Below are 21,889 nucleotides of genomic sequence, written 5' to 3' on the forward strand. Positions count from 1 at the left end.
GGGTCGGGGGAGGGGTCTGCGCGCGTCCGCGCGCGAATGCGCAGAGAACAGCCTTCGCCGTTATGGCCGAAGCGTCAGAGTTCAGGCCGGCCTGGATGGCGAAAACCCCCTCCCCCTGCCCCCTCCCGCAAGGGGAGGGGGAGAGTAGAAGGGATGGATCGGCTCGAACGGCGGTATCCTGAAGAGGTCTCGCCCTGCGGGAGGGGCCGGAGGCGCTTGCGCCTGCGAGGCTGCTTTTCCCGCCCCCACATCGTTCCGCTTCAAGCCGTCGCGGCGCGCCGGGCCCAGAGGTCGCGCCCGGCCAGGATCGCGCCGCCGACGATCAGGGCGCAGGCGGCGCCGACCGACAGGGTCAGCGCGCCCTGGCCGAAGGCGATCAGCAGGAGGGTCGACAGCAGCGGCGCGGCATAGGCGAAGGCGCCCAGCGCCCGGATGTCGCCGCGCTTCACGCCATGGTCCCAGACGAAGAAGGCCAGGCCGACAGGCCCCAGGCCCAGCCCGGCGATGGCCGCCCAGCCGGCGGCGTCCGGCACCACCGTCTGTTCCAGCGCCAGGTGGCACAGCAGCGACAGCAGGGCGGTGCCGCCGCAGAACCAGCCGACCGTCTCGGTCGGCACCGCGCCGATCCGCCGGCTCAGCACCGAGTAGCCGGCCCAGATCATCGCCGACAGCACCGCGGCGCCGTAGCCCAGGGCGAAGCGCGGGTCGAAGGCGACGCCGCGCCCTCCGATCAGCACCACCACGCCGAGCAGCCCCAGCGCCGCCCCGGCGACGTGCCACCAGCGCAGCCGCTCGCCCGGCAGCAAAGCGGAGAACAGCACGATCAGCAGCGGCCAGGCGTAGTTGATCAGGTTGGCCTCGACCGGCGGCGCCAGGCGCAGCGCCATGAAGAAGACGAGGTGATAGCCGAACAGCCCGCCGACGCCGAGCAGCCAGACGGCGGGCCGCTGCCGGGCCGCTGCCAGCGGCGAACGGCCCTGCAGCGCCATCCAGCCGAGCCCGATCAGGAAGGCGACGGCGAAGGCCATGCCGGTCAGCTGGAACGGCGGGATCGCGCTCGCCCAGGTGGCCAGCAGGGCCAGCGTCGCCCACATCAGCACGGCGGTGCCGCCGATCAGCGTGGCGCGCCGGATGGCGGCGAGGTCGGGGGACATGAGGGTTCGCCGCGGTCCTACTGCTGCAGCCCTGGGTAGGCCCACAGCCCGGACGTCCGCATCAGGTCGCGATAGACCACCAGCCGCTCGTCCGGGCTGACCTTCGCCGCCTCCTCCAGCGACGGCGCGTCCAGCGCGATCGCCGGCACCACCGCGAGAGTCAGCCCATACTGGGCCAACGCCTCCTCGACCACCACCCGGGCTCGGCGCATGTGGCTGGCGCTGGTCACCAGGATCACCGCATCGCCGCCATGGCGCTTGATCAGCGACGCCGCGTTCAGCCCGTTGCCGACCGTGTCCTTGGCCTTGTCCTCGCCGATGATGCGGTCGCGGTCGACGCCCTTCTCGACCAGCCAGCGGGTCATCAGGTCGGCCTCGGTCACCCCGGCCTGCGGCTGGCCGCCGGTGACGATCAGCCGGGCCGTCGGGTTGGTGTTGGCGGCGCGCAGCGCCACGTTCAGCCGGTCCAGCAGCGTCTGCTGCATGGTGCCGTCCTTGGCCAGGGCATAGCCCAGCACCAGGATCACCGGCTTGCCCGGCAGCGCCGGCACCGTGTCGGTCGGCGGATCGGCCAGGATCGCCTCGGTGCGGGCGAAGCGGGCCCGGTACCGCTCGGCCAGGGGGCGGTCCAGCCCGGCCAGGGCGATGTCGGCCAGGGCCGTGGCGTCGGCGTCGCCGCGCACCCGCGCCAGCGCCGCCAGCCAGGCATAGGCGTCGGTGGCGCGCGGGTCGTGCCGGGTGATCTCCCGCAAGGTCGCCTCGGCCTCCGGGATCTTCTTCTGGATGATCTGGGTCGATGCGACGGCGTAGCGGAAGTCCAGCCGCTCCGGCGCCAGGGTCGAGGCCTCGGCGAAGGCCTGCTCGACCACGTCGTAGCGGCCGTGCAGGGTGATGCCCTTGAACACCTCCGCCTCGGCCTTCTTCACGTCGCCGCCGGACCAGTAGTACTGCATGCCGGTCTCGACCAGGGTGCGGAGCCGGGCCTCGGTGGCGTCGTCATAGGCGATGGCCGGCGCAGCCAGCGCCCCCAGCAATGCCAGGCCGCAGGCGATGCGGCGGATCGTGCGTGTCTGTGTCATGAAGCCCCTCCTTGCCGGTTCATACGCTAGATTCGCGGCCTGGAGAATCGCCCATGACCGATGGCAGTGTTCGCATCCGCCCCTGGCGGCCGGAGGACCGGGCCCTGGGGCTCGCGCTGTTCGACAGCAATGTGCCGCGCTTCTTCGCGGCGCAGGAGCGGCACGACTTCACCGACTTCATCGACCGACTGAGCGGCCCCTATTTCGTGCTGGAGGATGCGGCGGGAGAGGCGGTGGGCTGCGGCGGCTACGAGGCCGCCGAGGGCGATGCCTCGGTCGCGGTGCTGTGCTGGGGCATGGTGCGGGCCGACCGGCACCGCGCCGGGCTGGGCACGGTGCTGCTGACCGAGCGGCTCGACCGCATCGCCGCCGATCCGGCCTATCGGTCGGTGGCGATCGAGACGACGCAGCACAGCCGCGGCTTCTTCGCCCGCCACGGCTTCGTCCAGACCCGGCAGGTGCCGGACGGCTTCGCCCCCGGCATGGACCTGGTGGAGATGACGCTGGAGCTGCACGGGTACCGGCGGTCGCGGCCCGCCTAAGGCTTCAGCAGGAACACCACATACCCCCGGAACCAGGGGCTGGCGGTCAGCCCGGCCGTTGCTTCCCACTCGCCGTCCTGCACCAGCCCGATCTTGAAGGGCAGGGTCAGCCGGGCGATGCGCGGCAGGTAGGAGCGGTAGTTCGGGATGGTGCGGCGGCCCTGATAGGTCTGCACCACCACCTCGTCGACCACGCCCTGCAACTGGCTGATCGCCTCCGAATCGGCATTGCTGCCCCAATCCATCAGCCCGGTGATGCTCAGCCGGTATTCGGGCGGCAGCTGCGCCCGCAGCTCGCGCAGGAAGGCGGCGTAGTCCTGCAGATGGCGGGTGCGGGCGTCGAAATCGATCTGGATGCCGACCACCGGGTTGCCGGCCTGCTTCCAGCGCCGGGCCTGGGCCAGGATGATGGGCAGGATCTGCGGCGGCCAGCGCAGCGTGTGGGCGCGGTAGGCCAGCCAGACCTCGCCCTGGCGCAGCCGCGGCACGGCGATGCCCTGGGCGATCATCCGCGCTGGACCATCGCCAACCCGGGGCGGCGGGTCGATCTGGCCCTGCAGGATGTACAGCGTCCGGGCCTGGGCCAGCACCGGCGGCGGCGGCACCCCCGCCCACAGCCAGAAGGCGTCGTGCTGGCCGACGTCGACGGTGGCGCCGGCAGGCGGCGCTGCCGCCAGCAGCAGCGCCGCAGCCAGGAGCACCAGGCGCCGCATGGTCACCAGTAGTATCGGAGGGTCTTCGCCCAGACCGTGTTGCCGTAGCGCGACTTCAGCGTCTGGAACCACTGCTTGCGCTGGTTCTGCGGGATCTCCTGCGGGCCGCAGCTATTGCTCTGGCTCGGCGCGAAGCAGTTGATGGCGCGGTACAGCGCATAGGCGCGGTCGGTGCGGCCGGCCTTGCCGTCGGCCATCACGCGCATGTAGCCGTCCAGCCGGGAATAGGGCTTGCCCGGGAACTGGGTCGCGGTGCCGCCCAGCTGCCGGTCGTCCGGCTGGCTATCGAGGGCATAGAAATCCAGCCCGTTGCGCAGGATGAACTCGCCCAGGCAGTTCAGCCCCTGCGGGTTCTCCGGGCTCTTCTGCAGGGTCGCCGCGATCTCTCGGATCGACGGGCAGGTGTAGTCGGATTCGGCCGAGGCGCCGTCCCAGTGGAACAGGGTCAGGGACTGGTCCCAGGGCACCGACGGATCCTCCGGCAGCGGGTCGGGCAGCAGCGCCAGGTCGGTGCCGAAGCCGCGGTAATGGCCGCGCATCAGGTCCTTGTACAGCAGCGTGAACAGGGCGGTGCGGCGCTCTTCCTCCGTCGCATCCGCCGCCTTGGCCTGCTGGCGCAGCAGCGCCTGCCCGGCCAGGTTGCGCAGCAGGATGCGCCGGATCTCCGGGCTCTTGATCGGCGATCCCGGCTCGAACACCGTCGCCAGCTTGCCGCTGCGCTCGTAGTTCATGGCCAGCGCCAGCTCCAGCTGGGCCCGCTGCAGCGGCTTGGCCAGCGGGATCAGCTGCAGCCACAGCGCCTGCGCCCCGGCCCAGTCGCCCTTGGCCTCCAGCGCGAAGCCGCGCAGGGTCTGGCGGCTGAACTCGAGGAAGCTCATGGCGCCGGTCGGCACCGTGTCCGGCAGGCTCTTCAGCGTCTCGTCGGGCGACTGGGCGACGTAGAACTGGTAGGCGGCGACGAGATAGGCGTGCAGGTCCGGCCGATCGGCGAAGCGCGGCTTCTGCTGCTCCAGCGTGTCCAGGCCGATGATCGGGCCGCCATCGCCGCCGACGTCGATGCCCTTGTCGCGCATCACCATCAGGTCCATCACCGCCAGCAGCGTCGGGTCGTTGACATCGGCGCTGCGCTTCGACACCAGCAGCTTGTTGTCGGTCTCCTGCACCAGCGCGTCGAGCGCCGCGGCATCGGCCGGGGTCTTGCCCAGCAGCCCGGCATAGGCGGCGGCCAGCCGGGTCGGGTCGTCGCCCAGCCAGTATACCCGGCGCAGCAGGCCGCGGGCCGAGGCGGTGTAGAGGCCGGTCGGATAGGCCTGGAGATAGGCTTCGAACGCCTTCTCAGACTCCGCCAGCACGGCGCGGTCGACATTCTCCAGCTTGGGATAGCCCATCTCGTCGAAGGCGTTCTGCTGCGCCTGGTTCAAGAGGGTGCGCGCTTCCAGGTAGCGCGCCGTCTCCTGCAGCCAGGGCCGGGCGCTGCCCTCCAGCGCCTTGAACGCCGCCATCGCCTGCGGGAAGTCGCCGGCGTAGAAGGCGACCGCTCCTTGGAGATAGCCGGCGAACTGCTTGCCCGGCGCCGACTGGACATCGGCGGGGACCAGCTTGGCCCGCTGCGCCTCGTCCCAGCTGCAGCTGCCCAGCATGGCCAGGCGCGCCCGGGCCAGCGACAGCCGCTCGGGCGCCGGCAGGTCGGCGCTGCCGACCAGCTGCTGCAGGAAGGCCCGGGCCGCGGCGTCGTCGTTGCTGGCGCAGCGGCTGCCCTCGCCGGTGGCGAACAGGTTGGCGCTGCTGTCCGCGGCGGCGGAGGCCACGGCCTCTGGCGGCACGCCGATGGTCTGGGCCAGCTCGGCCAGCGCGGTGCGGTCGGGGTCGCCGACCGGGGCCGGCTGGGTCTCGATCACGGTCGCGGCGCCGCCTTCGGCGGCGGGCGCATCCGCCGGCGCCTCGCCCTGCGGACCCAGCCGGTCGAGCGGGAACGGCACCAGCGCGTATCCCATCTCGCGGTCGTATTCCGACGGCGGGCCATCCGGCATCGGCGCCAGCCCCTGGTCGGCCAGCAGCAGGCGCAGATTGACCCTGCTGTCATTGGCCGGGCTGAGGAAGGGCAGGTTGTTGCAGCCGTCGAGCCCGTCCTGCTTCAGCGACCACATCACCGAGCAGCCGAAATCGCCGCTCGCCTGGGCCGCCTGGATGCCGACGCCGCTGAGCAGCAGAACCATCGGAAGCAAACCGCGCCGGATCATCGTTCCTCCCTCGCCCCATCGCGACCGTGGGAATCATCTCCGTCCGGTCGTATCAGATCGCCCGTCCGGCCGACAGGCCCGATCCTGTCCACGGCAGGCGGCGAAATCTTGGCCGGGCCAAGGCGGTCTCAGATGCCGCCCGCCACCTTCAGCACCGTGGCGGTGGTATAGCGCGCCGCGTCGGACAGCAGCCAGGCCACGGCCTCTGCGACCTCCTCCGGCTCGCCCGGCCGGCCTGTGGGGATCCGCGCGGTCACCCGTTCCAGCCGGCCCGGCGCATGGATCCCGGTCCGGATCATGCCCGGCGACACGGCGTTGACCCGGATGCCCTCGGCCGCCAGCTCGCGGCCCAGGCCGATGGTGAAGCTCTCGATCGCACCCTTGGTCGCGGCGTAGTGGACGTATTCGCCGGGGCTGCCGGTCTGCGCCGCGATCGAGGACAGGCTGACGATCGCGCCCTTCGTCCCCGCGACGCGGAAGCGGCGCACCGCCTCCCGCGCACACAGGATCGGGCCGACCAGGTTGATGTCGACCACCCGGCGCAGCGTCTCGGTCTCGAGATCGGCCAGAAGGCCGTTACGGCCGGTGATGCCGGCGTTGTTGACAAGGCCCTGCACCGGCCCGAAGGCGGCCTCGGCCTGATCGAACAGGGCCCGGATCTCATCCTCGTGCGACACGTCGGCGGGCAGGGCGATCGCCCGGCCGCCGGCACCGGCGATCTCCGCCACCACCGCCTCCGCCGCGGCGGCGTCGCTGCGGTAGTTGACGCAGACCGCCCAGCCGTCCTGCGCCGCCCGGCGGGCGATGGCGGCGCCGATGCCGCGGCCGCCGCCGGTGACGATCAGCAGGCTCACAGCGACAGCAGCCTTTCGGCGAAATCGGCGATCGGCGCGCCGTCGACCATCAGCCCGGCCGGCACCGAGAAATGGCCCTGCGGCCGGATATGGACCTGCGCCTCCGGCACGCCCCAGCGCCGGGCGATGGCCTGGCCGCCGGCGAAGGGGGTGACGTCGTCCTTGCTGCCCAGCACCATGAAGACGTTGCCGGTGTCCATCTGCGGCCGCTCGACCGGGTCGGTCAGGGGCCGCCACCGGCTCAGCGCCGCCTCGGTCCAGCCGGCCGCGGTCAGCGCCCGGTCCAGCCCGAAGGCGCGGGCGAAGGAGCCGCCGAGGGCGATCTCCTCGATCCCCTCCGAGGTGGTGAACAGCAGCAGCGCGTCCGGCCGGCACTCGGCCGGCCAGCTGCCGCAATGGGTGGCGGCCAGCTGCGCCGTCAGGGCGCCGAAGCTGATGCCGGTCCACCCCACCGGGCCGCGGCTGGTCTGCCGGGCCCACCGGGTCAGGATGCCGACCTCGCGCACCGCCGCCGACAGGTGGTCGAGCGCGCCGAGCGGCGTCGATGCCACCATCGGCTCGCCGGCATAGGTGCCCGGGCGCTTGCGCCGTCCGTGCCAGGGCGCCTCGACCAGCACCACGCGCAGGCCGCGGCGGACCAGGGATTCGATCTCGCTCAAGGGGCCGCGCAGATGGTCCGGCTCCATGCAGACGCCGTGCAGATGGATCACGGTCGGCGGGTCGACCGCGTCGCCCGGGGTGAACACCCGGGCCCAGCACGGGCTCTCCGCCGCCGGGTCGGGCGTCGGGAAGGTCAGCCAGTGGTCGGTGCCCAGCTCGCTCGGCAGCCGCCGCGTCTCGGCGACCGCGGGCAGCAACCCGGGCAGGCGATAGGCGTTCTCCGGATCGGCCAGCCGGGTACCGTGCCGGGCCTCGACCTCGTCCTCGGTCGGGATCGCCCAGCGGCAGGCCGGGATCTTGCGGTTGTTGCCGAACAGGGCGAAGCGCAGCCGGCTGGTGGTCAGGGCCGAGGCGGCGTCCAGCCGCGCCTCCTCCGCCGCCACCGCTTCGGCCAGCGGCGCGGTGGTGGAGAACAGCAGGCGCTGCCACTCCGCCTCCGCCTGGCGGTGCTGCTCGGTCAGGCGGGCGACGTCGCGCAGGGTCCGGCCGAGCCAGACCGGCCGCTTGCCCAGGGCGTCGGGCGGGATGTCCAGCTCGGCGCAGAAGCGGCGCAGGTCGCCGTCGGAGACGATCGCCGCGGCCAGGCTGCGCGACGCCGGCAGGAACCAGCCGCGCAGCAGGGCCAGCGACATGCCGTCGAACCAGGGCCGCGCCACCAGCCGGCCCAAGGGCGTGCGCATCAGCCGCATCAGGTCCGGCCGCGGCTTCAGCCGCACCGGGCCGGGCGTGCGCCGGCGCTGCGCCCGCTGCCGGGCCGACAGGTGCAGCACCCGCCGCAGCTCCGGCCATTCGATCAGCGCATCGGCCTCCTCCAGCGTCGCCCAGCGCGCCTGGGCGGCGTCGTCGCCTGCCACCGGCTCGCCCGACCGCCACTCGGCCTCGACATCGATGATGGTGTAATGCCACTCGACGTCGCCCACCGCGTCGCGATGGATCGAATCGACCGCGGTGACGATGCCGATCGCCTCGGCCTCGACCCCGGCCTCCTCGCGGGTCTCGCGCAGCGCCGCCTCGAACAGGGTCTCGCCCAGCTCCTGGCTGCCGCCCGGGATGCTCCACTGCCCGGCCTGGGGCGCCTTGCCGCGCTGGATCAGCAGCAGCCGGTCGTCGCGCCAGACGATGGCACCGACGCCGATTCTCGGCCTGTCCATGGCGGGGGACGTACGGCTGTCCTGCGGCATCGGCCTACTGGAACGCCACTTCGGCGAAGCTGCGCAGCTTGCGGCTGTGCAACTGCTCCAGGCCCAGGCCGCGCAGCATCTCCATGGCCCGGATGCCGATCTGCAGGTGCTGGCCGACCTGCTGCTTGTAGAAGGCGTCGGCCATGCCCGGCAGCTTCAGCTCGCCATGCAGCGGCTTGTCGGAGACGCAGAGCAGCGTGCCGTACGGCACCCGGAAGCGGAAGCCGTTGGCGGCGATGGTGGCGCTCTCCATGTCCAGCGCGATGGCGCGGCTCTGGCTGAAGCGCTGCACCGGCTCGCGATAGTCGCGCAGCTCCCAGTTGCGGTTGTCGATGGTGGCGACCGTGCCGGTGCGCATCACGCCCTTGAGGCCGTAGCCGCTGAGGCCGGTGATCTCGCCGACCGCGCGCTCCAGCGCCACCTGGATCTCGGCCAGGGCCGGCACCGGCACCCAGACCGGCAGGTCGGCGTCCAGCACATGGTCCTCGCGGACATAGCCATGGGCCAGGACGTAGTCGCCCAGCTTCTGCGTGTTCCGCAGGCCGGCGCAGTGGCCCAGCATGATCCAGGCATGCGGCCGCAGCACCGCGATGTGGTCGGTGATGGTCTTGGCGTTGGACGGGCCGACGCCGATGTTGACCATGGTGATGCCGGAATGGTCCGGCCGGGTCAGGTGATAGGCCGGCATCTGCGGCAGCCGCGCCGCCGGGGTGCCGCGGGCGCGGCCGCCGGGCATGGTGATGCGGTCGCCCGGCTCGATGAAGGCGTCGTAGCCGCCGCCGTCGCCCTGCATCAGCTCATAGGCGATGCGGATGAACTCGTCGATGTAGAACTGGTAGTTGGTGAACAGGACGAAGTTCTGGAAATGCTCGCAGCCGGTGGCGGTGTAGTGCTTCAGCCGGAACAGCGAGTAGTCCGCCCGCGGCGCCGTGAACAGCGCCAGCGGGTGCGGCTCGCCCGGCGGGATCAGGGCGGTGCCGTTGACGATGCTGTCGTCCATCATCGACAGGTCCGGCAGGTCGAACACCGACCGCATGTGCAGCATGCGCTCGCGGGTCAGGTCGCCCTCGACATGCATGCCGTCGGGGAAGGCGAAGTGGATCGGGATCGGCGTGTCGCTGACCCCGACCTCGACCGGCATGTGGTGATTGTGGATCAGCTGGCCGATCTGCTCGGTCAGATAGCGGTGGAACAGCGACGGCCGGGTGATCGTGCTGGTGAAGGTGCCCGGCCGGTCGACGAAGCCGTAGGACAGGCGGGTGTCGGCCCGGCTGAAATCCTCGACCCTGACCGTGAGGTAGGGATAGCAGGCGCGCACCCGGCTCGCCGGCTCCTCGCCGCGGGAATAGGCGCGGAAGGCGTCGCGCAGCAGGCCGGTGTTGGCGTCGTAGATCGCGTGCAGCCGGGCCACCGCCTCGGCCGCGTCGCTGAACTGCTCGGGGGCGAATGTCTGAGGGGCGGCGGTCTTGCTCATGACTCGACTCCCATCAGCGACCGGCCGAACTGCTCGGGGTCGAACGGCCGCAGGTCGTCGATGCTCTCGCCGACTCCGATCGCGTGCACCGGCAGGCCGAAGCGTTCGGCCAGCGCCACCAGCACGCCGCCGCGGGCGCTGCCGTCCAGCTTGGTCAGGATCAGGCCGGTCACCGACACCATGTCACGGAACACCTCGACCTGGCTGTGCGCGTTCTGGCCGGTGGTGGCGTCCAGCACCAGCAGCACGTCGTGCGGCGCCGTCGGGTCGATCTTCTTCAGCACGCGGACGATCTTGGCCAACTCGGCCATCAGATTGTCCTTGTTCTGCAGCCGGCCGGCGGTGTCGATCAGCAGCACGTCGCGGCCCTCGGCGCGGGCCTGGGTCAGCGCGTCGAAGGACAGGCCGGCGGCGTCGGAGCCGGGGGGCGCGGTGACCACCGGGCAGCCGGAGCGTTCGCCCCAGACCTGCAGCTGATGCACCGCGGCGGCGCGGAAGGTGTCGCCGGCCGCGATCATCACCGAGCGGCCGTCCTCGCGCCACTGCTTGGCCAGCTTGCCGATGGTGGTGGTCTTGCCGGTGCCGTTGACCCCGACCACCAGCACCACCTGCGGCTTGCGGTCAGGAGAGAGGATCAGCGGCCTAGCCACCGGCCGCAGGATCTGCGCCACATGGTCGGCCAAGGCGCGCCGCACTTCGTCGCCCGACACCTCCTTGCCGAAGCGGGTGCGGGCCAGCTCGGCGGTCAGCTTGGCGGCGGTGGCCGGGCCGAGATCGGCCTGGATCAGCAGCTCCTCCAGCTCCTCCAGCGTCGCATCGTCCAGCTTGCGCTTGGTGAAGATGCTGCTGATGCCTTCGGTCAGCTTGGCGGAGGAGCGCGACAGCCCCTCCTTCAGTCGGGTGAACCACCCTCTTTTCGGCGCCCCTGCGCCGCTGTCATTCGTCTGTTCTGTCATGGCCGCTTCTTAACACGCCGCATGTGACCTCCGTAAGTCGGCGCCGCGCGGGGCAGGGACGCCGGGATGCGATGGGCGTCGACACGCCGCGGTGGGGCTGCCTCTCTTTCCCGAGGAGGATGATTCGTGATAAACTAAGTTCAGCAGACTAGACTAGGAAAGAGCGGTATGCAGACCTACAACATCCACGCCGCCAAGACCCATCTCTCCCGGCTGGTCGAGCAGGCCGCAAAGGGCGAGCCCTTCGTGATTGCCAAGGGGGGCAAGCCGATGGTGAAGGTGGTCCCGATCGATGCCCCGCCTCCGCGCCAGGTCAAGCGCCTCGGTTTCCTGGCCGGGCAGATCACGGTTCCCGCCGATTTCGATCGGATGGCCGAGGACGAGATCGCCGCCCTGTTCGAGGGCGAGGAATGAAGTATCTGCTGGATACCCATCTCCTGCTCTGGGCTGCGGATTTCTCCGGTGCGGTCGAACGGATTGGTGGACTGCCGGCCGCCGCGGTGGCGCTGATCAATGATCCGGACAACGAGATGATCTTCAGCGCCGTCAGCATCTGGGAGGTGGCGATCAAAACCGGCCTGGGTCGACCTGATTTTGCGGTCAATCCCTACGTGTTGCGGCGCGGTCTCCTGGACAACGATTATACCGAATTGCCGATCAGCGGCGTGCACGCCGCAGCCGTAGTAGCCCTGCCTGATCACCATAAGGATCCGTTCGATCGACTTCTGGTCGCTCAGGCGACAGTCGAGGGCATAACTCTGCTGACGGCGGACGCCAAGTTGGCTGCATATCCCGGTCCGGTGCAGCGCATCTGACGGGGCGCGACAACAGGCGGCAGCGAAAAAGGGCTTGCAACCCGCCCGCCTCCGGGACTGAAATGGCGACATCGGCTGGGGTGCCCACCGTTACGGCGGGCTGAGATCATACCCATCGAACCTGACCTGGATCATGCCAGCGGAGGGAGCCTGAGATGACCGGCGTTCCGATTCCGTCTTTATTGCAGCAGGATTCCTGCGGCCCGACACCGTTGCGCGGCGCAAGGCCGCGCGTGGCCATCATCGGCGCCGGGGTCAACGGCCTGGCCATCGGCTGGCGCCTGGCCCGCGCCGGCTGCCCTGTCGAGGTCTACGACCGCGGGCCGGTCGGGCGCGAGGCCAGCTGGGCCGCGGCCGGCATGCTCGCCGCCGGGCTCGAGGCCGAGCCGGGGGAGGAGGCGCTGTTCGGCCTGTGCCGCCGCGCCCAGGAGATGTGGCCCGGCTTCGCCCGCGAGGTCGAGGCCGCGTCCGACCTGCCGATCGGCTACCGCGACGAGGGCACGCTGGCCGTGGCCCTGACCCGCGACGACGCGGCGGAGCTGCGCTTCTCCGCCGACTACCAGAGCAAGCTCGGGGTCGATCTGTGCTGGCTGACCGGCGCCGAGCTCCTGAAGCGCGAGCCGATGCTGCGGCCGGGCCTCGCCGCCGCCGTGCACAGCCCGGCCGACCATCAGGTCGACAACCGCTGGCTGGTGCCGGCCCTGACCGAGGCGCTGCGCCGCGCCGGCGGCGGGCTGCACGACCATGCGGCGGTCGAGGCCGTCACCCTGGATCGCGGCCGAGCGGCCGGCGTGGTGGTCGCCGGCGAGGCGCGGCCGGCCGATGTCGTGGTGCTGGCCGCCGGCGCCTGGTCGGGCGGCATTCCCGGCATCCCGCGCGAGGCGCTGCCGCCGGTGCGGCCGGTGAAGGGCCAGATGCTGGCGCTGCAGATGGACCCGGCGGCGCCGCTGCTGCGCCACGTGCTGTGGGCCGGCAAGGCCTATCTGGTGCCACGGCTCGACGGCCGGCTGATCATCGGCGCCACGGTGGAGGAGCGCGGCTTCGACACCGCCGTCACCGCCGGCGGCATGCTGTCGCTGCTCGACGCCGCCTGGCGGGCGCTGCCGGGGATCGAGGAACTGCCGGTGATCGAGAGCTGGGCCGGCCTCAGGCCCGGTAGCCGCGACGACGCGCCGGTGCTCGGCCCCTCGGCGATCGAGGGGCTGGTCCTCGCCACCGGCCATCACCGCAACGGCATCCTGCTGCTGCCGGCGACGGTCGAGGCGGTGGCCGGCACCATCCTCGACGGCAGGCTGCCGGAGGCGGCGGAGCCGTTCCGCATCGACCGCTTCACCCGCATCGCGGAGGCGGCGCAATGAGCGTGGTGGTGAACGGAGAGACCGAAGCGGCGGTCGGGGTCAGCGTGCTCGACCTGCTGCTGGCCAAGGGCATCGACCCGGCGGCGCGCGGCACCGCCGTGGCGCTGAACGACGCCGTGCTGCCGCGCGCCCGCTGGCCGGAGCATCGCCTCGCGGCCGGCGACCGGGTCGAGATCGTCCGCCCGTTCCAGGGCGGTTGAGGAGAGTACGAGATGCAGGATCCCTTCATCATCGCCGGCGTGGCGCTGCGCTCGCGTCTGTTCATCGGTTCGGCCGGCTATGCCAACCGGCAGCTGATGCTGGATGCGATCGAGGCCTCGGGGGCCGAGGTCGTCACCGCCTCGATCCGCCGGATCAGCCTGGAAGGCTATGCCGAAAGCCTGGTCGACCTGGTCGGCGACCGCTGGCGCCTGCTGCCCAACACCGCCGGCTGCATGACCAGGCGCGATGCGATCCTCACCGCGCAGCTGGCGCGCGAGGCGCTGGGCACCAACTGGCTGAAGCTGGAGCTGATCGGCGACCGCGAGACCCAGTACCCGGACGTCGCCCAACTGGTCGAGGCGGCGGAGGAACTGGTGCGCGACGGCTTCGTGGTGCTGCCCTACTGCAACGACGACCTCGTCACCTGCATGCGCCTGGCCGATGCCGGCTGCGCCACGGTGATGCCGCTGGGCTCGCCGATCGGCTCCGGCCTCGGCATCTCCAACCCGCATGCGATCGAGATGATCTGCAGCCGCATCCAGGTGCCGGTGGTTCTGGACGCCGGCATCGGCACCGCCTCGGACGCGGCGCTGGCGATGGAGCTCGGCTGCTCCGCCGTGCTGCTGTCGACCGCCGTGGCCAAGGCGCGCGACCCGGTGCGCATGGCCCGGGCCATGGCGGCGGGGGTCGAGGGCGGACGCCTGGCGTCCCGTGCCGGCCGGATTCCGAAGCGCCGTCTGGCCGACCCGTCGAGCCCGCAGCTTGGCCTGATCGGGACGTGATGGACTGATGACCGGGCTGCCGTCGCCGCCGCTGCTGCTGATCACCGATCGGCGCCAGGCGGCGCGGCCGCTGGAAGGCGTGGTGGCGGATGCGCTGGCCGCCGGCTGCCGCTGGGTCAGCCTGCGCGAGAAGGATCTGCCTGCGGCGGAGCGCCTCGCCTTGCTGCGCCGATTGGTCGCCCTGGCCCGGCCGATCGGGGCGGTGGTGACCGTCCATGCGGATCTGGAGGCGGCGGCCGAGGCCGACGGGCTGCACCTCGCCGCCGGCGGCGACCCGGAAGCGGCGCGGCGGCAGCTCGGCCCCACAGCCCTGATCGGCGTGTCCTGCCATTCCGGCGACGAGGTCGATGCCGCGATCGCGGCCGGGGCCGACTACGTCACCCTCGGACCCCTGGCGCCGACCGCGAGCAAGCCGGGCTACGCGCCGACCCTGTCTCCGGCCGAGGCCGGCGCCGTCGCCCGCCGCCATCCCGGCCGGGTGATCGCCCTGGGTGGGGTCGAAGCCGCCTTTGTGCCGGGGCTGATCGCCTCCGGCTTCGCCGGAATTTCGGTGATGGGCGGGGTGATGCGGGCTGCGGCTCCGGGCGCCGTGATCCGCGAACACCTCGCGGCGCTCGGCGCCGGTCCGGCCTGACCGCCTGTCGGCAGGGCCGCCCACCGTGCTATAGGTCGGGGCCGGATGGGAACCCCGCTGCCATGAAGCTGCGGCCGCTGCGCCTCCTGGTATTCGTCGTGATCACGGTCCCGGGGCTAGTCGGGCTGGTCCTCGCTTTGCGCGCCGCCGGCCCGCTGATCGACCTCGTCCGGGCCGAGCTGGCCCGCACGCCGGAGGTGCAGGAGGTCGAGGCCACGCTGATCGCCTGGACCCGGGCCGGCACGTCGCCGGAGCAGATCGACGCCGGGATCGCCCGGGCCTTCGCCGAGGACGACGTCGACGGGGCCGCGGTCTGGCTGAAGGTGGCCGAGATGACGGGCTATCCCGTCCGGCCGGAATGGCGGGCCCGCTACGAGGACGAGACCTCGACGACGAGCATCGCGGTCCGGGCCGCGCGCCAGGCGGTGGCCGGCGCCGTGACCGGGGATGGCCGTGGCCTCTCCGGCCTGGCCGGCGCCTTCGCCGCCGACATGACCTTCGTCGGCGACCTGCGCGACATCGGCCGCGAGCTCTGGCATTTCGGCAGCGGCGACCCGGTGGACGAGCTGGCGCTGGGCCTGTCGGGCATCGGGCTGACCCTGACCGCGGCGACCTATGGCTCCGGCGGGGTTGCGGCCCTGCCGCGCGGCGCGGTGTCGGCCTTCAAGCTCGCCCGGCGGACCGGCCGGCTGTCGGCGCGCTTCGCCGAGCGGCTCGGCCGAACGGTCGCCGATGTGGTCGATTTTCCAATGCTGCGCCGCCAGGTGCAGGAGGCCGGGTGGCGGGACACGGTGATGCGGACCGGCGCGATCTTCGCCGCCGCCATCCGCCGCGACCGGCTGGCCGGGCTGGACGAGGCCGTCAGCGCCGCCGGCCGCGTCGCCGGCCGGGTCGGCCCGGCGCAGTCGGTCGAGCTGCTGCGCTATGTCGACGATGTGCCCGACCTGCGGCGCATCGACGAGGTGTCGGCGGTGATGGGCGACCGCACCCTGGCCGTGTTCACGGTGCTGAAGCGCGGCGCGCTGACCACGATGAAGGCGACCATCCGCTGGTCGCGGCGGCTGGCCGACCTGACGGCCACCGTGCTGTTCGGCGCGATCAGCCTGATCTTCGCCCTGGTGTACTGGCTGCGGCTGCTGCTGCTCGGCCTGCTCTACGGCCTGTGGTGGGGCTGCCGGGCCTGCCTCGCCGCCCGCTGAGGGGTCAGCCGTCCAGCAGGCCGCGCGACAGGATGCCGGCGAAGCTGGTCTCGGCCGGTCCGGTCATCAGCACATGGCCGTCGCTCTCGCGCCATTCGATCAGCAGGGTGCCGCCGTCCAGCTCGACCCAGGCGGTGCGCTCGGCCAAGCCGCGGCGCACGGCGGCCACGGCGGCGGCGCAGGCGCCACTGCCGCAGGCCTGGGTGACGCCGACGCCTCGCTCCCACACCCGGTAGCGCAGCCGGTCGCGGGCCAGCATCTGGACCACGCCGATATTGGCACGCTCGGGGAACAGCGGGTCGTGCTCCAAAACCGGGCCGACGCCGTCGATCTGCACCTTCTCGGCATCCGGCACGAAGAACACGGCATGCGGGTTGCCCATCGACACGCCGACCGCGTCCGACAGCGCGCCGGACGACACCGGCAGGTGCAGCGTGTCGGCCTCATGCGCCAGCGGAATGTCCTGCCAGCCCAGCCGGGCCGGGCCCATATCGACGGTGACGCCGCCTTCGGGGGCGCTGCGGCACTCCAGCAGGCCGCCGCGGGTCTCGATCACCCCCCGGTCGGCGCCGGTGTCGGCCATCACCAGGGCGGCGACGCAGCGCGTGCCGTTGCCGCAGGCGCCCGACTCGGTGCCGTCGGCATTGAGGATGCGCATGAACACGTCGGCGCCTGCGGTCTGCGCCGGCTCGATCACCAGCAGCTGGTCGAAGCCGACGCCGCGATGCCGGTCGGCGATGCGCCGCGCCTGGTCGGGATAGATGGTGATCGGCCGCTCGCGCGCGTCCAGCACCACGAAGTCGTTGCCCAGCCCGTGCATCTTCCAGAACGGCAGCCCGTCCATCGCCCGCTCCCAAGTCTCTCCCCTGTCATATGGCATCAACCGGGCCTTCCGCGCGAGAGCGGAGCCCTGCGTGATCGACAGGGCGAGGGCCGGCGGCTAGCATGGCGGCCGACGGTGCCCCGGGAGACCGGGGTGAAAAGGGAAGCCGGTGCGTCCTCCTTTCGATCACGGGATGGCGGGCAAGGCCGGCGCTGCCCCCGCAACTGTAGGCGGCGAGCCCGCGCCCGAAGCCACCGGCTGATCCCGGGAAGGGGGCGCGCGGCGGTGACCCGCGAGCCAGGAGACCTGCCGTCGGATGAGTGCGTGTGAAGGGGCGGGGTGTCCCCGGGCGGCGCGTCGGCCCTGTCCGGCCGACCCCTCCCGGACCCCTGCCGAAGGCGGGAGACGCTGTGGTGTCCGATCTGACCGTGCGGCCGCTGGTGGCCGCGGATGTGCCGATGCTGCTCGACATGCTGCGCGAGCTGGCGGCGTTCGCCGGCGACCTGGCGGCGATGACGGCGCAGCGCGCCGATCTCGACGAGGCGCTGGCCGAGGTGCCGCCGCGCTTCCGCGGCCTGATCGCCGAGGATGGCAGCGGCGTGGTCGGCTATGTCAGCTACACCATCGACTATTCGATCTGGACCGGCGGAGACTTCATCCGGGTCGACGACGTCTATGTCCGCGAACGGGCGCGCGGCCGCGGCATCGGCCGGCAGCTGATGCGGGCCCTGGCCGATATCGGCGTGTCCCAGGCGATGCGGGTGCGCTGGGAGATGGCGTCGGACAATGTCGATGCCCGCCGCCTCTATGCCGGCATCGGCGCGGCGCCGGAGGACAAGACGATCTGGCGCTGGCCGGTCACGGCGATGGAATCGTTCCTCGACCGCAGCGAGCCGCCGCCCTCGGCCGCCGAGGGCGCCGTCCTCTCCGAGGCCGGCCGCGGCCTGCCGGGCGAGGACGGCTTCATCCTGGTGCTGCGCCGGGAGAAGGACTGAGCGCATAGGGCCGCATTGACTCTGCGGCCCTATCCGCCTAGAAGACCGACCGTTGCGGGATCGGCCCGCAGCGAGACCCCAAGGGGTGCCGCCAGTTCGCGAGTGTCGCGCACTGGCGCTTTTCTGTTTGGGGCGACGGGATTCGAAGGGCGATCATGTTCGAAGGTCTGAGCGGCCGTCTCGGCGACATCTTCGACCGGCTTCGCAAGCGCGGCGCGCTGACGGAGGCCGATGTCGGCGCCGCCCTGCGCGAGGTGCGCGTGGCGCTGCTCGAGGCAGACGTCGCCCTGCCGGTGGTCAAGGACTTCATCGACAAGGCGCGCGAGCGGGCGGTCGGGGCGGAGGTGCTGCGCTCGGTCACCCCCGGCCAGCAGGTCATCAAGATCGTCCATGACTGCCTGATCGAGATGCTGGGCGGCACGCCCGGCGAGGCGCCGGACCTCAACGCCGCGACCCCGATCAACCTGATCGCCGTGCCGCCGGTGCCGGTGCTGATGGTCGGCCTGCAGGGCTCGGGCAAGACCACCACCACCGGCAAGCTCGCCCTGCGCCTGAAGGACCGCGACAACCGCAAGGTCCTGATGGCGTCGCTCGACACGCGACGCCCCGCGGCGCAGGAGCAGTTGAAGATCCTGGGCGAGCAGATCGGCGTCACCACCCTGCCGATCGTGCCGGGGCAGGAGCCGCTGGCCATCGCCCGCCGCGCCATGGAGCGCGGCCGGCTCGAGGGCTTCGACGTCGTCCTGCTCGACACCGCCGGCCGCCTCGCCATCGACGAGGAGCTGATGGCCGAGGTGGTGGCGATCCGCGACGCCACCCGCCCGACCGAGACCCTGCTGGTGGCCGACGCCATGACCGGCCAGGACGCGGTCAATGTGGCCCGCACCTTCCATGAGCGGGTCGGCGTCACCGGCATCGTCCTGACCCGGGTCGACGGCGACAGCCGCGGCGGCGCCGCCCTGTCGATGCGCGCCGTCACCGGCCAGCCGATCAAGCTGATCGGCGTCGGCGAGAAGATGGACGCGCTGGAGCTGTTCCATCCCGACCGCATCGCCAACCGCATCCTCGGCATGGGCGACGTCGTCAGCCTGGTCGAGCGCGCGGCGCAGACGATCGAGAAGGAGGATGCCGAGAAGCTCGCGGCCAAGATCCAGAAGGGCGAGTTCGACCTCGAGGACCTCGCTTCCCAGCTGCGCCAGATGCGCAAGATGGGCGGGCTGCAGGGGCTGATGGGCATGCTGCCCGGCGTCGGCAAGATCAAGGACCAGATGAAGACCGCCGGCATGGACGACAAGATGATCAAGCGGCAGGAGGCGATCATCTCGTCGATGACGCCGGTCGAGCGCCGCAACCCCAAGATCATCCACGCCAAGCGCAAGGTGCGGATCGCCGCCGGCTCCGGCACCTCGGTGCAGGACGTCAACAAGCTGCTGAAGCAGCACCAGCAGATGGCCGACATGATGAAGCGGATGAAGAAGCTGGGGAAGGCCGGGATGATGCGCGGCATGCCCAAGCTGCCGCCCGGCATGCTGCCGCCCGGCTTCAAGATGTGAGGAGGGGATCGTCATGACCATGATGCTCGACCACGTCTCCGTCGGCGTGTCCGACCTGGCCGCCAGCCGCGCCTTCTACGACGCGGCGCTGGCGCCGCTCGGCTACGGCCGGATCATGGATTTCGACGATGCTGTCGGCTATGGCGAGCCGATGCCGGCGCGGACCGGCCATTTCTGGATCGGCAAGACCGAGGCCGGCACGCTGGCGCCGATGCCCGGCCTGCACATCGCCTTCGGCGCGCCGAACCGGACGGCGGTCGACGCCTTCTACGCCGCGGCGCTGGCCGCCGGCGGCACCGACAACGGCGCGCCCGGGCCGCGGCTGCACTACCACCCGAACTACTACGGCGCCTTCGTGATCGATCCGGACGGGCATCACGTCGAAGCCGTCTGTCACGACCCCGCCTGAGTTTCCCCAACAGCAAGTTTGACCTGAGGAGAGTACCGTAATGTCCGTCAAGATCCGCCTGACCCGCGGCGGCGCCAAGAAGCGCCCGTTCTACTCGATCGTGATCGCCGACACGCGCAGCCCGCGCGACGGCCGCTTCGTCGAGAAGGTCGGCACCTACAACCCGATGCTGGCGAAGGATCATCCGGAGCGCCTGGTGCTGAAGGCCGACCGGATCAAGCATTGGCTGTCGGTCGGCGCCCAGCCGACGGACCGCGTCGCCAAGTTCCTCGGCCAGGCCGAGCTGGCGCCGATGCCGGTGTACCGCGAGACCCCGTCGAAGTCGGCGCCGAAGGCGAAGGCCCAGGAGCGCGCCAAGGCTGCGGCCGAGGCCGCCGCCAAGGCCGCCGAGGCTCCGGCCGAAGCCTGATCGGCATCGGCGCCCTTGCCCCGCGCGGGGTGAAGGGCGCCGGCCGGATCCTCCGCCATGGCTTCATCCTCCAAGGTCTGCGTCGGCCAGATCACCGGGGCGCACGGCGTCCGCGGCCTGGTGAAGGTCAAGCCCTTCACCGCCGCCCCGGAGGACCTGACCGCCTATGGCCCGGTCTCGGACGAGGCCGGAGCGCGCCGCCTTGTCCTGCAGCTGCTGTCCTGGGCCAAGGACCAGTGGATCGTGCGGGTCGAGGGCGTCGCCGACCGCGACGCGGCCGACGCCCTGCGCGGCCTGCGCCTCTATGTCGACCGCGCCGCCCTGCCGGAGACCGAGGAGGACGAGTTCTACCATGCCGACCTGATCGGCCTGGCGGCGGTGCTGGCGGACGGGACCCTCTTCGGCACGGTCCGCGCCGTGTTCGATTTCGGCGCCGGCGAGATGCTGGAGATCGCGCGGGTCGAGGGCAGCGCCGTGATGCTGCCCTTCACCCGGGCCGCGGTGCCGGTGGTCGACATCGCCGGCCGCCGCGTCGTGATCGACCCGCCGGCCGGGCTCCTGGAACCGGCGGAACATCCGGAAGAGGGCGGGGACGAGGGCTGAGATGCCTTGGACCGCCCGCATCCTGACGCTGTTTCCGGAGATGTTTCCGGGCCCGCTCGGCCAGTCCCTGGCCGGCAGGGCGCTGGCGCGCGGCGACTGGATGCTGGAATCGGTGGACATTCGCAGCTTCGCGCGCGATAAGCACCGCTCGGTCGACGACGCCCCCGTCGGGGGCGGCGCCGGCATGGTCATGCTTCCCCAGGTCTTGGACGACGCCGTGCAGGCGGTCCGCCGCCGGGGGGAGCGGCTGATCTATCTGAGCCCCCGCGGCCGGCTGCTCGATCAGGCACTGGTGCGGGAGCTGGCGGCGGAGCAGGCGATCGTCCTGCTCTGCGGCCGGTACGAAGGGGTCGACCAGCGGCTTCTCGACGCCCAGGGGGCGGAGGAGGTCAGTCTGGGCGATTTCATCCTGTCCGGCGGCGAGATCGCCGCGCTGGCTCTGATCGATGCCGTGGTGCGCTTGCTCCCCGGCGTCATGGGCAACGCGGAGAGCGCCGGGGAGGAGAGTTTCGGGGCCGAGTTCGGGGCGGGTCTGCTGGAGTACCCGCACTACACCCGGCCGGCCCTGTGGACAGGCGCCGACGGCGCATCGCGCGCGGTGCCGGAGATCCTGGTCTCCGGTGATCACGCGAAGGTGCGGCGCTGGCGGCTGGAACAGGCGGAAAGCATCACCCGGGAGCGACGCCCGGACCTCTGGCAGCGATACCTCGCCGTGAATCCCGAAAGGGCGGAAGGCGGCGGGAGCCACGTCCGAAAGCGCCCGGGCCGAGACCGAAGAGTGACCAAGGAACAAGAAGGACAAGAGCCATGAACATCATTCAGACGATCGAGCAGGAGCAGGTCGACAGGCTGACCGCCGACCGCAAGATCCCGGATTTCCAGCCCGGCGACACCGTCAAGGTGAACGTCAAGGTCATCGAGGGCACGCGCGAGCGCGTGCAGGCCTATGAGGGCGTCTGCATCGGCCGCAAGAACGCCGGCCTGAACAGCCACTTCACCGTCCGCAAGATCAGCTATGGCGAGGGCGTCGAGCGCGTCTTCCCGCTGTACAGCCCGCGCATCGACTCGATCGAGGTCGTCCGCCGCGGCGCCGTCCGCCGCGCCAAGCTGTATTACCTGCGCGACCGCCGCGGCAAGGCCGCGCGCATCACCGAGCGCCGGGACAACAAGCCCCAGGACACCAAGGACCAGGGCTGATCGTCCGTCCGGACCGATCGGATGTGAAGGGCCGGCGCAGCGCGCCGGCCCTTTCGCC

24 protein-coding genes and 2 riboswitches are annotated in these 21,889 nt (G+C 71.6%); of the genes, 15 read left to right on the top strand and 9 right to left on the bottom strand.

The genetic code is table 11. The features are described 5' to 3' along the window. Positions 1-260: 260 nt before the first annotated feature. Both yddG and AAHM41_RS28085 read right to left on the bottom strand, forming a co-directional pair. Positions 261-1,154 (bottom strand): aromatic amino acid exporter YddG, encoded by an 894-nt coding sequence (gene yddG, locus AAHM41_RS28080; RefSeq protein WP_342239915.1) that lies wholly within the window; start codon positions 1,152-1,154, stop codon positions 261-263. Between the two features lie 17 nt (positions 1,155-1,171). Then, a complete protein-coding gene (locus tag AAHM41_RS28085) occupies positions 1,172-2,233 on the bottom strand; it encodes an ElyC/SanA/YdcF family protein (RefSeq protein WP_342239916.1) in 1,062 nt (353 codons plus the stop codon). A gap of 53 nt (positions 2,234-2,286) precedes the next feature. On the opposite strand from AAHM41_RS28085, the gene AAHM41_RS28090 reads away from it, so the two are divergent. Further along, entirely contained in the window at positions 2,287-2,775 is a 489-nt protein-coding gene (locus tag AAHM41_RS28090; protein ID WP_342239917.1) for a GNAT family N-acetyltransferase, read from the top strand. Here the strand turns inward: AAHM41_RS28090 and AAHM41_RS28095 are convergent. From AAHM41_RS28095 to ftsY, 6 genes are all read right to left on the bottom strand, one after another. Then, on the bottom strand, positions 2,772-3,488 hold the full coding sequence (locus tag AAHM41_RS28095; protein ID WP_342239938.1) for a DUF3142 domain-containing protein: 717 nt from the start codon (positions 3,486-3,488) through the stop codon (positions 2,772-2,774). The two genes, AAHM41_RS28090 and AAHM41_RS28095, sit on opposite strands and share 4 nt — an antisense overlap. 2 nt (positions 3,489-3,490) lie before the next feature. Next, complete coding sequence (locus AAHM41_RS28100) at positions 3,491-5,704, bottom strand: hypothetical protein (protein WP_342239918.1); 2,214 nt, start codon at positions 5,702-5,704, stop codon at positions 3,491-3,493. A 152-nt stretch (positions 5,705-5,856) separates the two neighbouring features. After that, entirely contained in the window at positions 5,857-6,582 is a 726-nt protein-coding gene (locus AAHM41_RS28105) for an SDR family oxidoreductase (RefSeq protein WP_342239919.1), read from the bottom strand. Continuing rightward, positions 6,579-8,393, bottom strand: a complete 1,815-nt coding sequence (locus AAHM41_RS28110; protein WP_342239920.1) for an NUDIX hydrolase — start codon at positions 8,391-8,393, stop codon at positions 6,579-6,581. The genes AAHM41_RS28105 and AAHM41_RS28110 overlap by 4 nt, the downstream gene beginning before the upstream one ends. Before the next feature lie 34 nt (positions 8,394-8,427). Further along, complete coding sequence (locus AAHM41_RS28115; protein WP_342239921.1) at positions 8,428-9,897, bottom strand: AMP nucleosidase; 1,470 nt, start codon at positions 9,895-9,897, stop codon at positions 8,428-8,430. Continuing rightward, positions 9,894-10,853, bottom strand: a complete 960-nt coding sequence (gene ftsY / locus AAHM41_RS28120; protein WP_342239922.1) for a signal recognition particle-docking protein FtsY — start codon at positions 10,851-10,853, stop codon at positions 9,894-9,896. The genes AAHM41_RS28115 and ftsY overlap by 4 nt, the downstream gene beginning before the upstream one ends. 168 nt (positions 10,854-11,021) lie before the next feature. Here ftsY and AAHM41_RS28125 point away from each other — a divergent pair, with 168 nt between their 5' ends. From AAHM41_RS28125 to AAHM41_RS28155, 7 genes are all read left to right on the top strand, one after another. Beyond that, a complete protein-coding gene (locus AAHM41_RS28125) occupies positions 11,022-11,267 on the top strand; it encodes a type II toxin-antitoxin system Phd/YefM family antitoxin (protein ID WP_342239923.1) in 246 nt (81 codons plus the stop codon). Further along, positions 11,264-11,668, top strand: coding sequence for a type II toxin-antitoxin system VapC family toxin (locus AAHM41_RS28130; RefSeq protein ID WP_342239924.1), 405 nt, complete (start codon positions 11,264-11,266; stop codon positions 11,666-11,668). Before AAHM41_RS28125 ends, AAHM41_RS28130 begins: the two co-directional genes overlap by 4 nt. 66 nt (positions 11,669-11,734) lie before the next feature. Next, positions 11,735-11,833: riboswitch (TPP riboswitch) on the top strand. A 68-nt stretch (positions 11,834-11,901) separates the two neighbouring features. After that, the gene (gene thiO / locus AAHM41_RS28135) at positions 11,902-13,026 is read left to right on the top strand and encodes a glycine oxidase ThiO (RefSeq protein ID WP_342239925.1); all 1,125 of its coding nucleotides are present in this window, start codon (positions 11,902-11,904) and stop codon (positions 13,024-13,026) included. Then, complete coding sequence (thiS, locus tag AAHM41_RS28140; RefSeq protein WP_342239926.1) at positions 13,023-13,226, top strand: sulfur carrier protein ThiS; 204 nt, start codon at positions 13,023-13,025, stop codon at positions 13,224-13,226. The genes thiO and thiS overlap by 4 nt, the downstream gene beginning before the upstream one ends. 12 nt (positions 13,227-13,238) lie before the next feature. Beyond that, positions 13,239-14,009 carry a thiazole synthase gene (thiG, locus tag AAHM41_RS28145; protein WP_342239927.1) on the top strand — a complete coding sequence of 257 codons (771 nt, stop codon included), beginning with the start codon at positions 13,239-13,241 and terminating at the stop codon, positions 14,007-14,009. Positions 14,010-14,016: 7 nt separating this feature from the next. Beyond that, positions 14,017-14,643: a thiamine phosphate synthase gene (locus AAHM41_RS28150; RefSeq protein ID WP_342239928.1), complete on the top strand. Its 627-nt coding sequence runs from the start codon at positions 14,017-14,019 to the stop codon at positions 14,641-14,643. 62 nt (positions 14,644-14,705) lie between these two features. Further along, complete coding sequence (locus AAHM41_RS28155) at positions 14,706-15,842, top strand: hypothetical protein (RefSeq protein ID WP_342239929.1); 1,137 nt, start codon at positions 14,706-14,708, stop codon at positions 15,840-15,842. A 4-nt stretch (positions 15,843-15,846) separates the two neighbouring features. Here the strand turns inward: AAHM41_RS28155 and dapF are convergent, their stop codons facing one another. Beyond that, entirely contained in the window at positions 15,847-16,686 is an 840-nt protein-coding gene (gene dapF / locus AAHM41_RS28160; RefSeq protein WP_342239930.1) for a diaminopimelate epimerase, read from the bottom strand. Between the two features lie 95 nt (positions 16,687-16,781). Continuing rightward, positions 16,782-16,993, top strand: a riboswitch (cobalamin riboswitch). Positions 16,994-17,078: 85 nt separating this feature from the next. Here dapF and AAHM41_RS28165 point away from each other — a divergent pair. The 7 genes from AAHM41_RS28165 (at position 17,079) to rplS (ending at position 21,831) form a co-directional block, all read left to right on the top strand. Beyond that, positions 17,079-17,660 carry a GNAT family N-acetyltransferase gene (locus AAHM41_RS28165; RefSeq protein WP_342239931.1) on the top strand — a complete coding sequence of 194 codons (582 nt, stop codon included), beginning with the start codon at positions 17,079-17,081 and terminating at the stop codon, positions 17,658-17,660. 155 nt (positions 17,661-17,815) lie between these two features. After that, a complete protein-coding gene (gene ffh, locus AAHM41_RS28170; protein ID WP_342239932.1) occupies positions 17,816-19,213 on the top strand; it encodes a signal recognition particle protein in 1,398 nt (465 codons plus the stop codon). A gap of 13 nt (positions 19,214-19,226) precedes the next feature. Next, entirely contained in the window at positions 19,227-19,622 is a 396-nt protein-coding gene (locus AAHM41_RS28175; protein ID WP_342239933.1) for a VOC family protein, read from the top strand. Positions 19,623-19,662: 40 nt separating this feature from the next. Beyond that, entirely contained in the window at positions 19,663-20,031 is a 369-nt protein-coding gene (gene rpsP, locus AAHM41_RS28180; protein WP_342239934.1) for a 30S ribosomal protein S16, read from the top strand. A 57-nt stretch (positions 20,032-20,088) separates the two neighbouring features. Further along, a complete protein-coding gene (gene rimM, locus AAHM41_RS28185) occupies positions 20,089-20,634 on the top strand; it encodes a ribosome maturation factor RimM (RefSeq protein WP_342239935.1) in 546 nt (181 codons plus the stop codon). Between the two features lies 1 nt (position 20,635). Beyond that, positions 20,636-21,445, top strand: coding sequence for a tRNA (guanosine(37)-N1)-methyltransferase TrmD (trmD, locus tag AAHM41_RS28190; RefSeq protein WP_342239936.1), 810 nt, complete (start codon positions 20,636-20,638; stop codon positions 21,443-21,445). Next, entirely contained in the window at positions 21,442-21,831 is a 390-nt protein-coding gene (rplS, locus tag AAHM41_RS28195) for a 50S ribosomal protein L19 (RefSeq protein WP_342239937.1), read from the top strand. Before trmD ends, rplS begins: the two co-directional genes overlap by 4 nt. Positions 21,832-21,889: the final 58 nt, after the last annotated feature.

The sequence above is a fragment of the Inquilinus sp. OTU3971 genome, assembly GCF_038440215.1.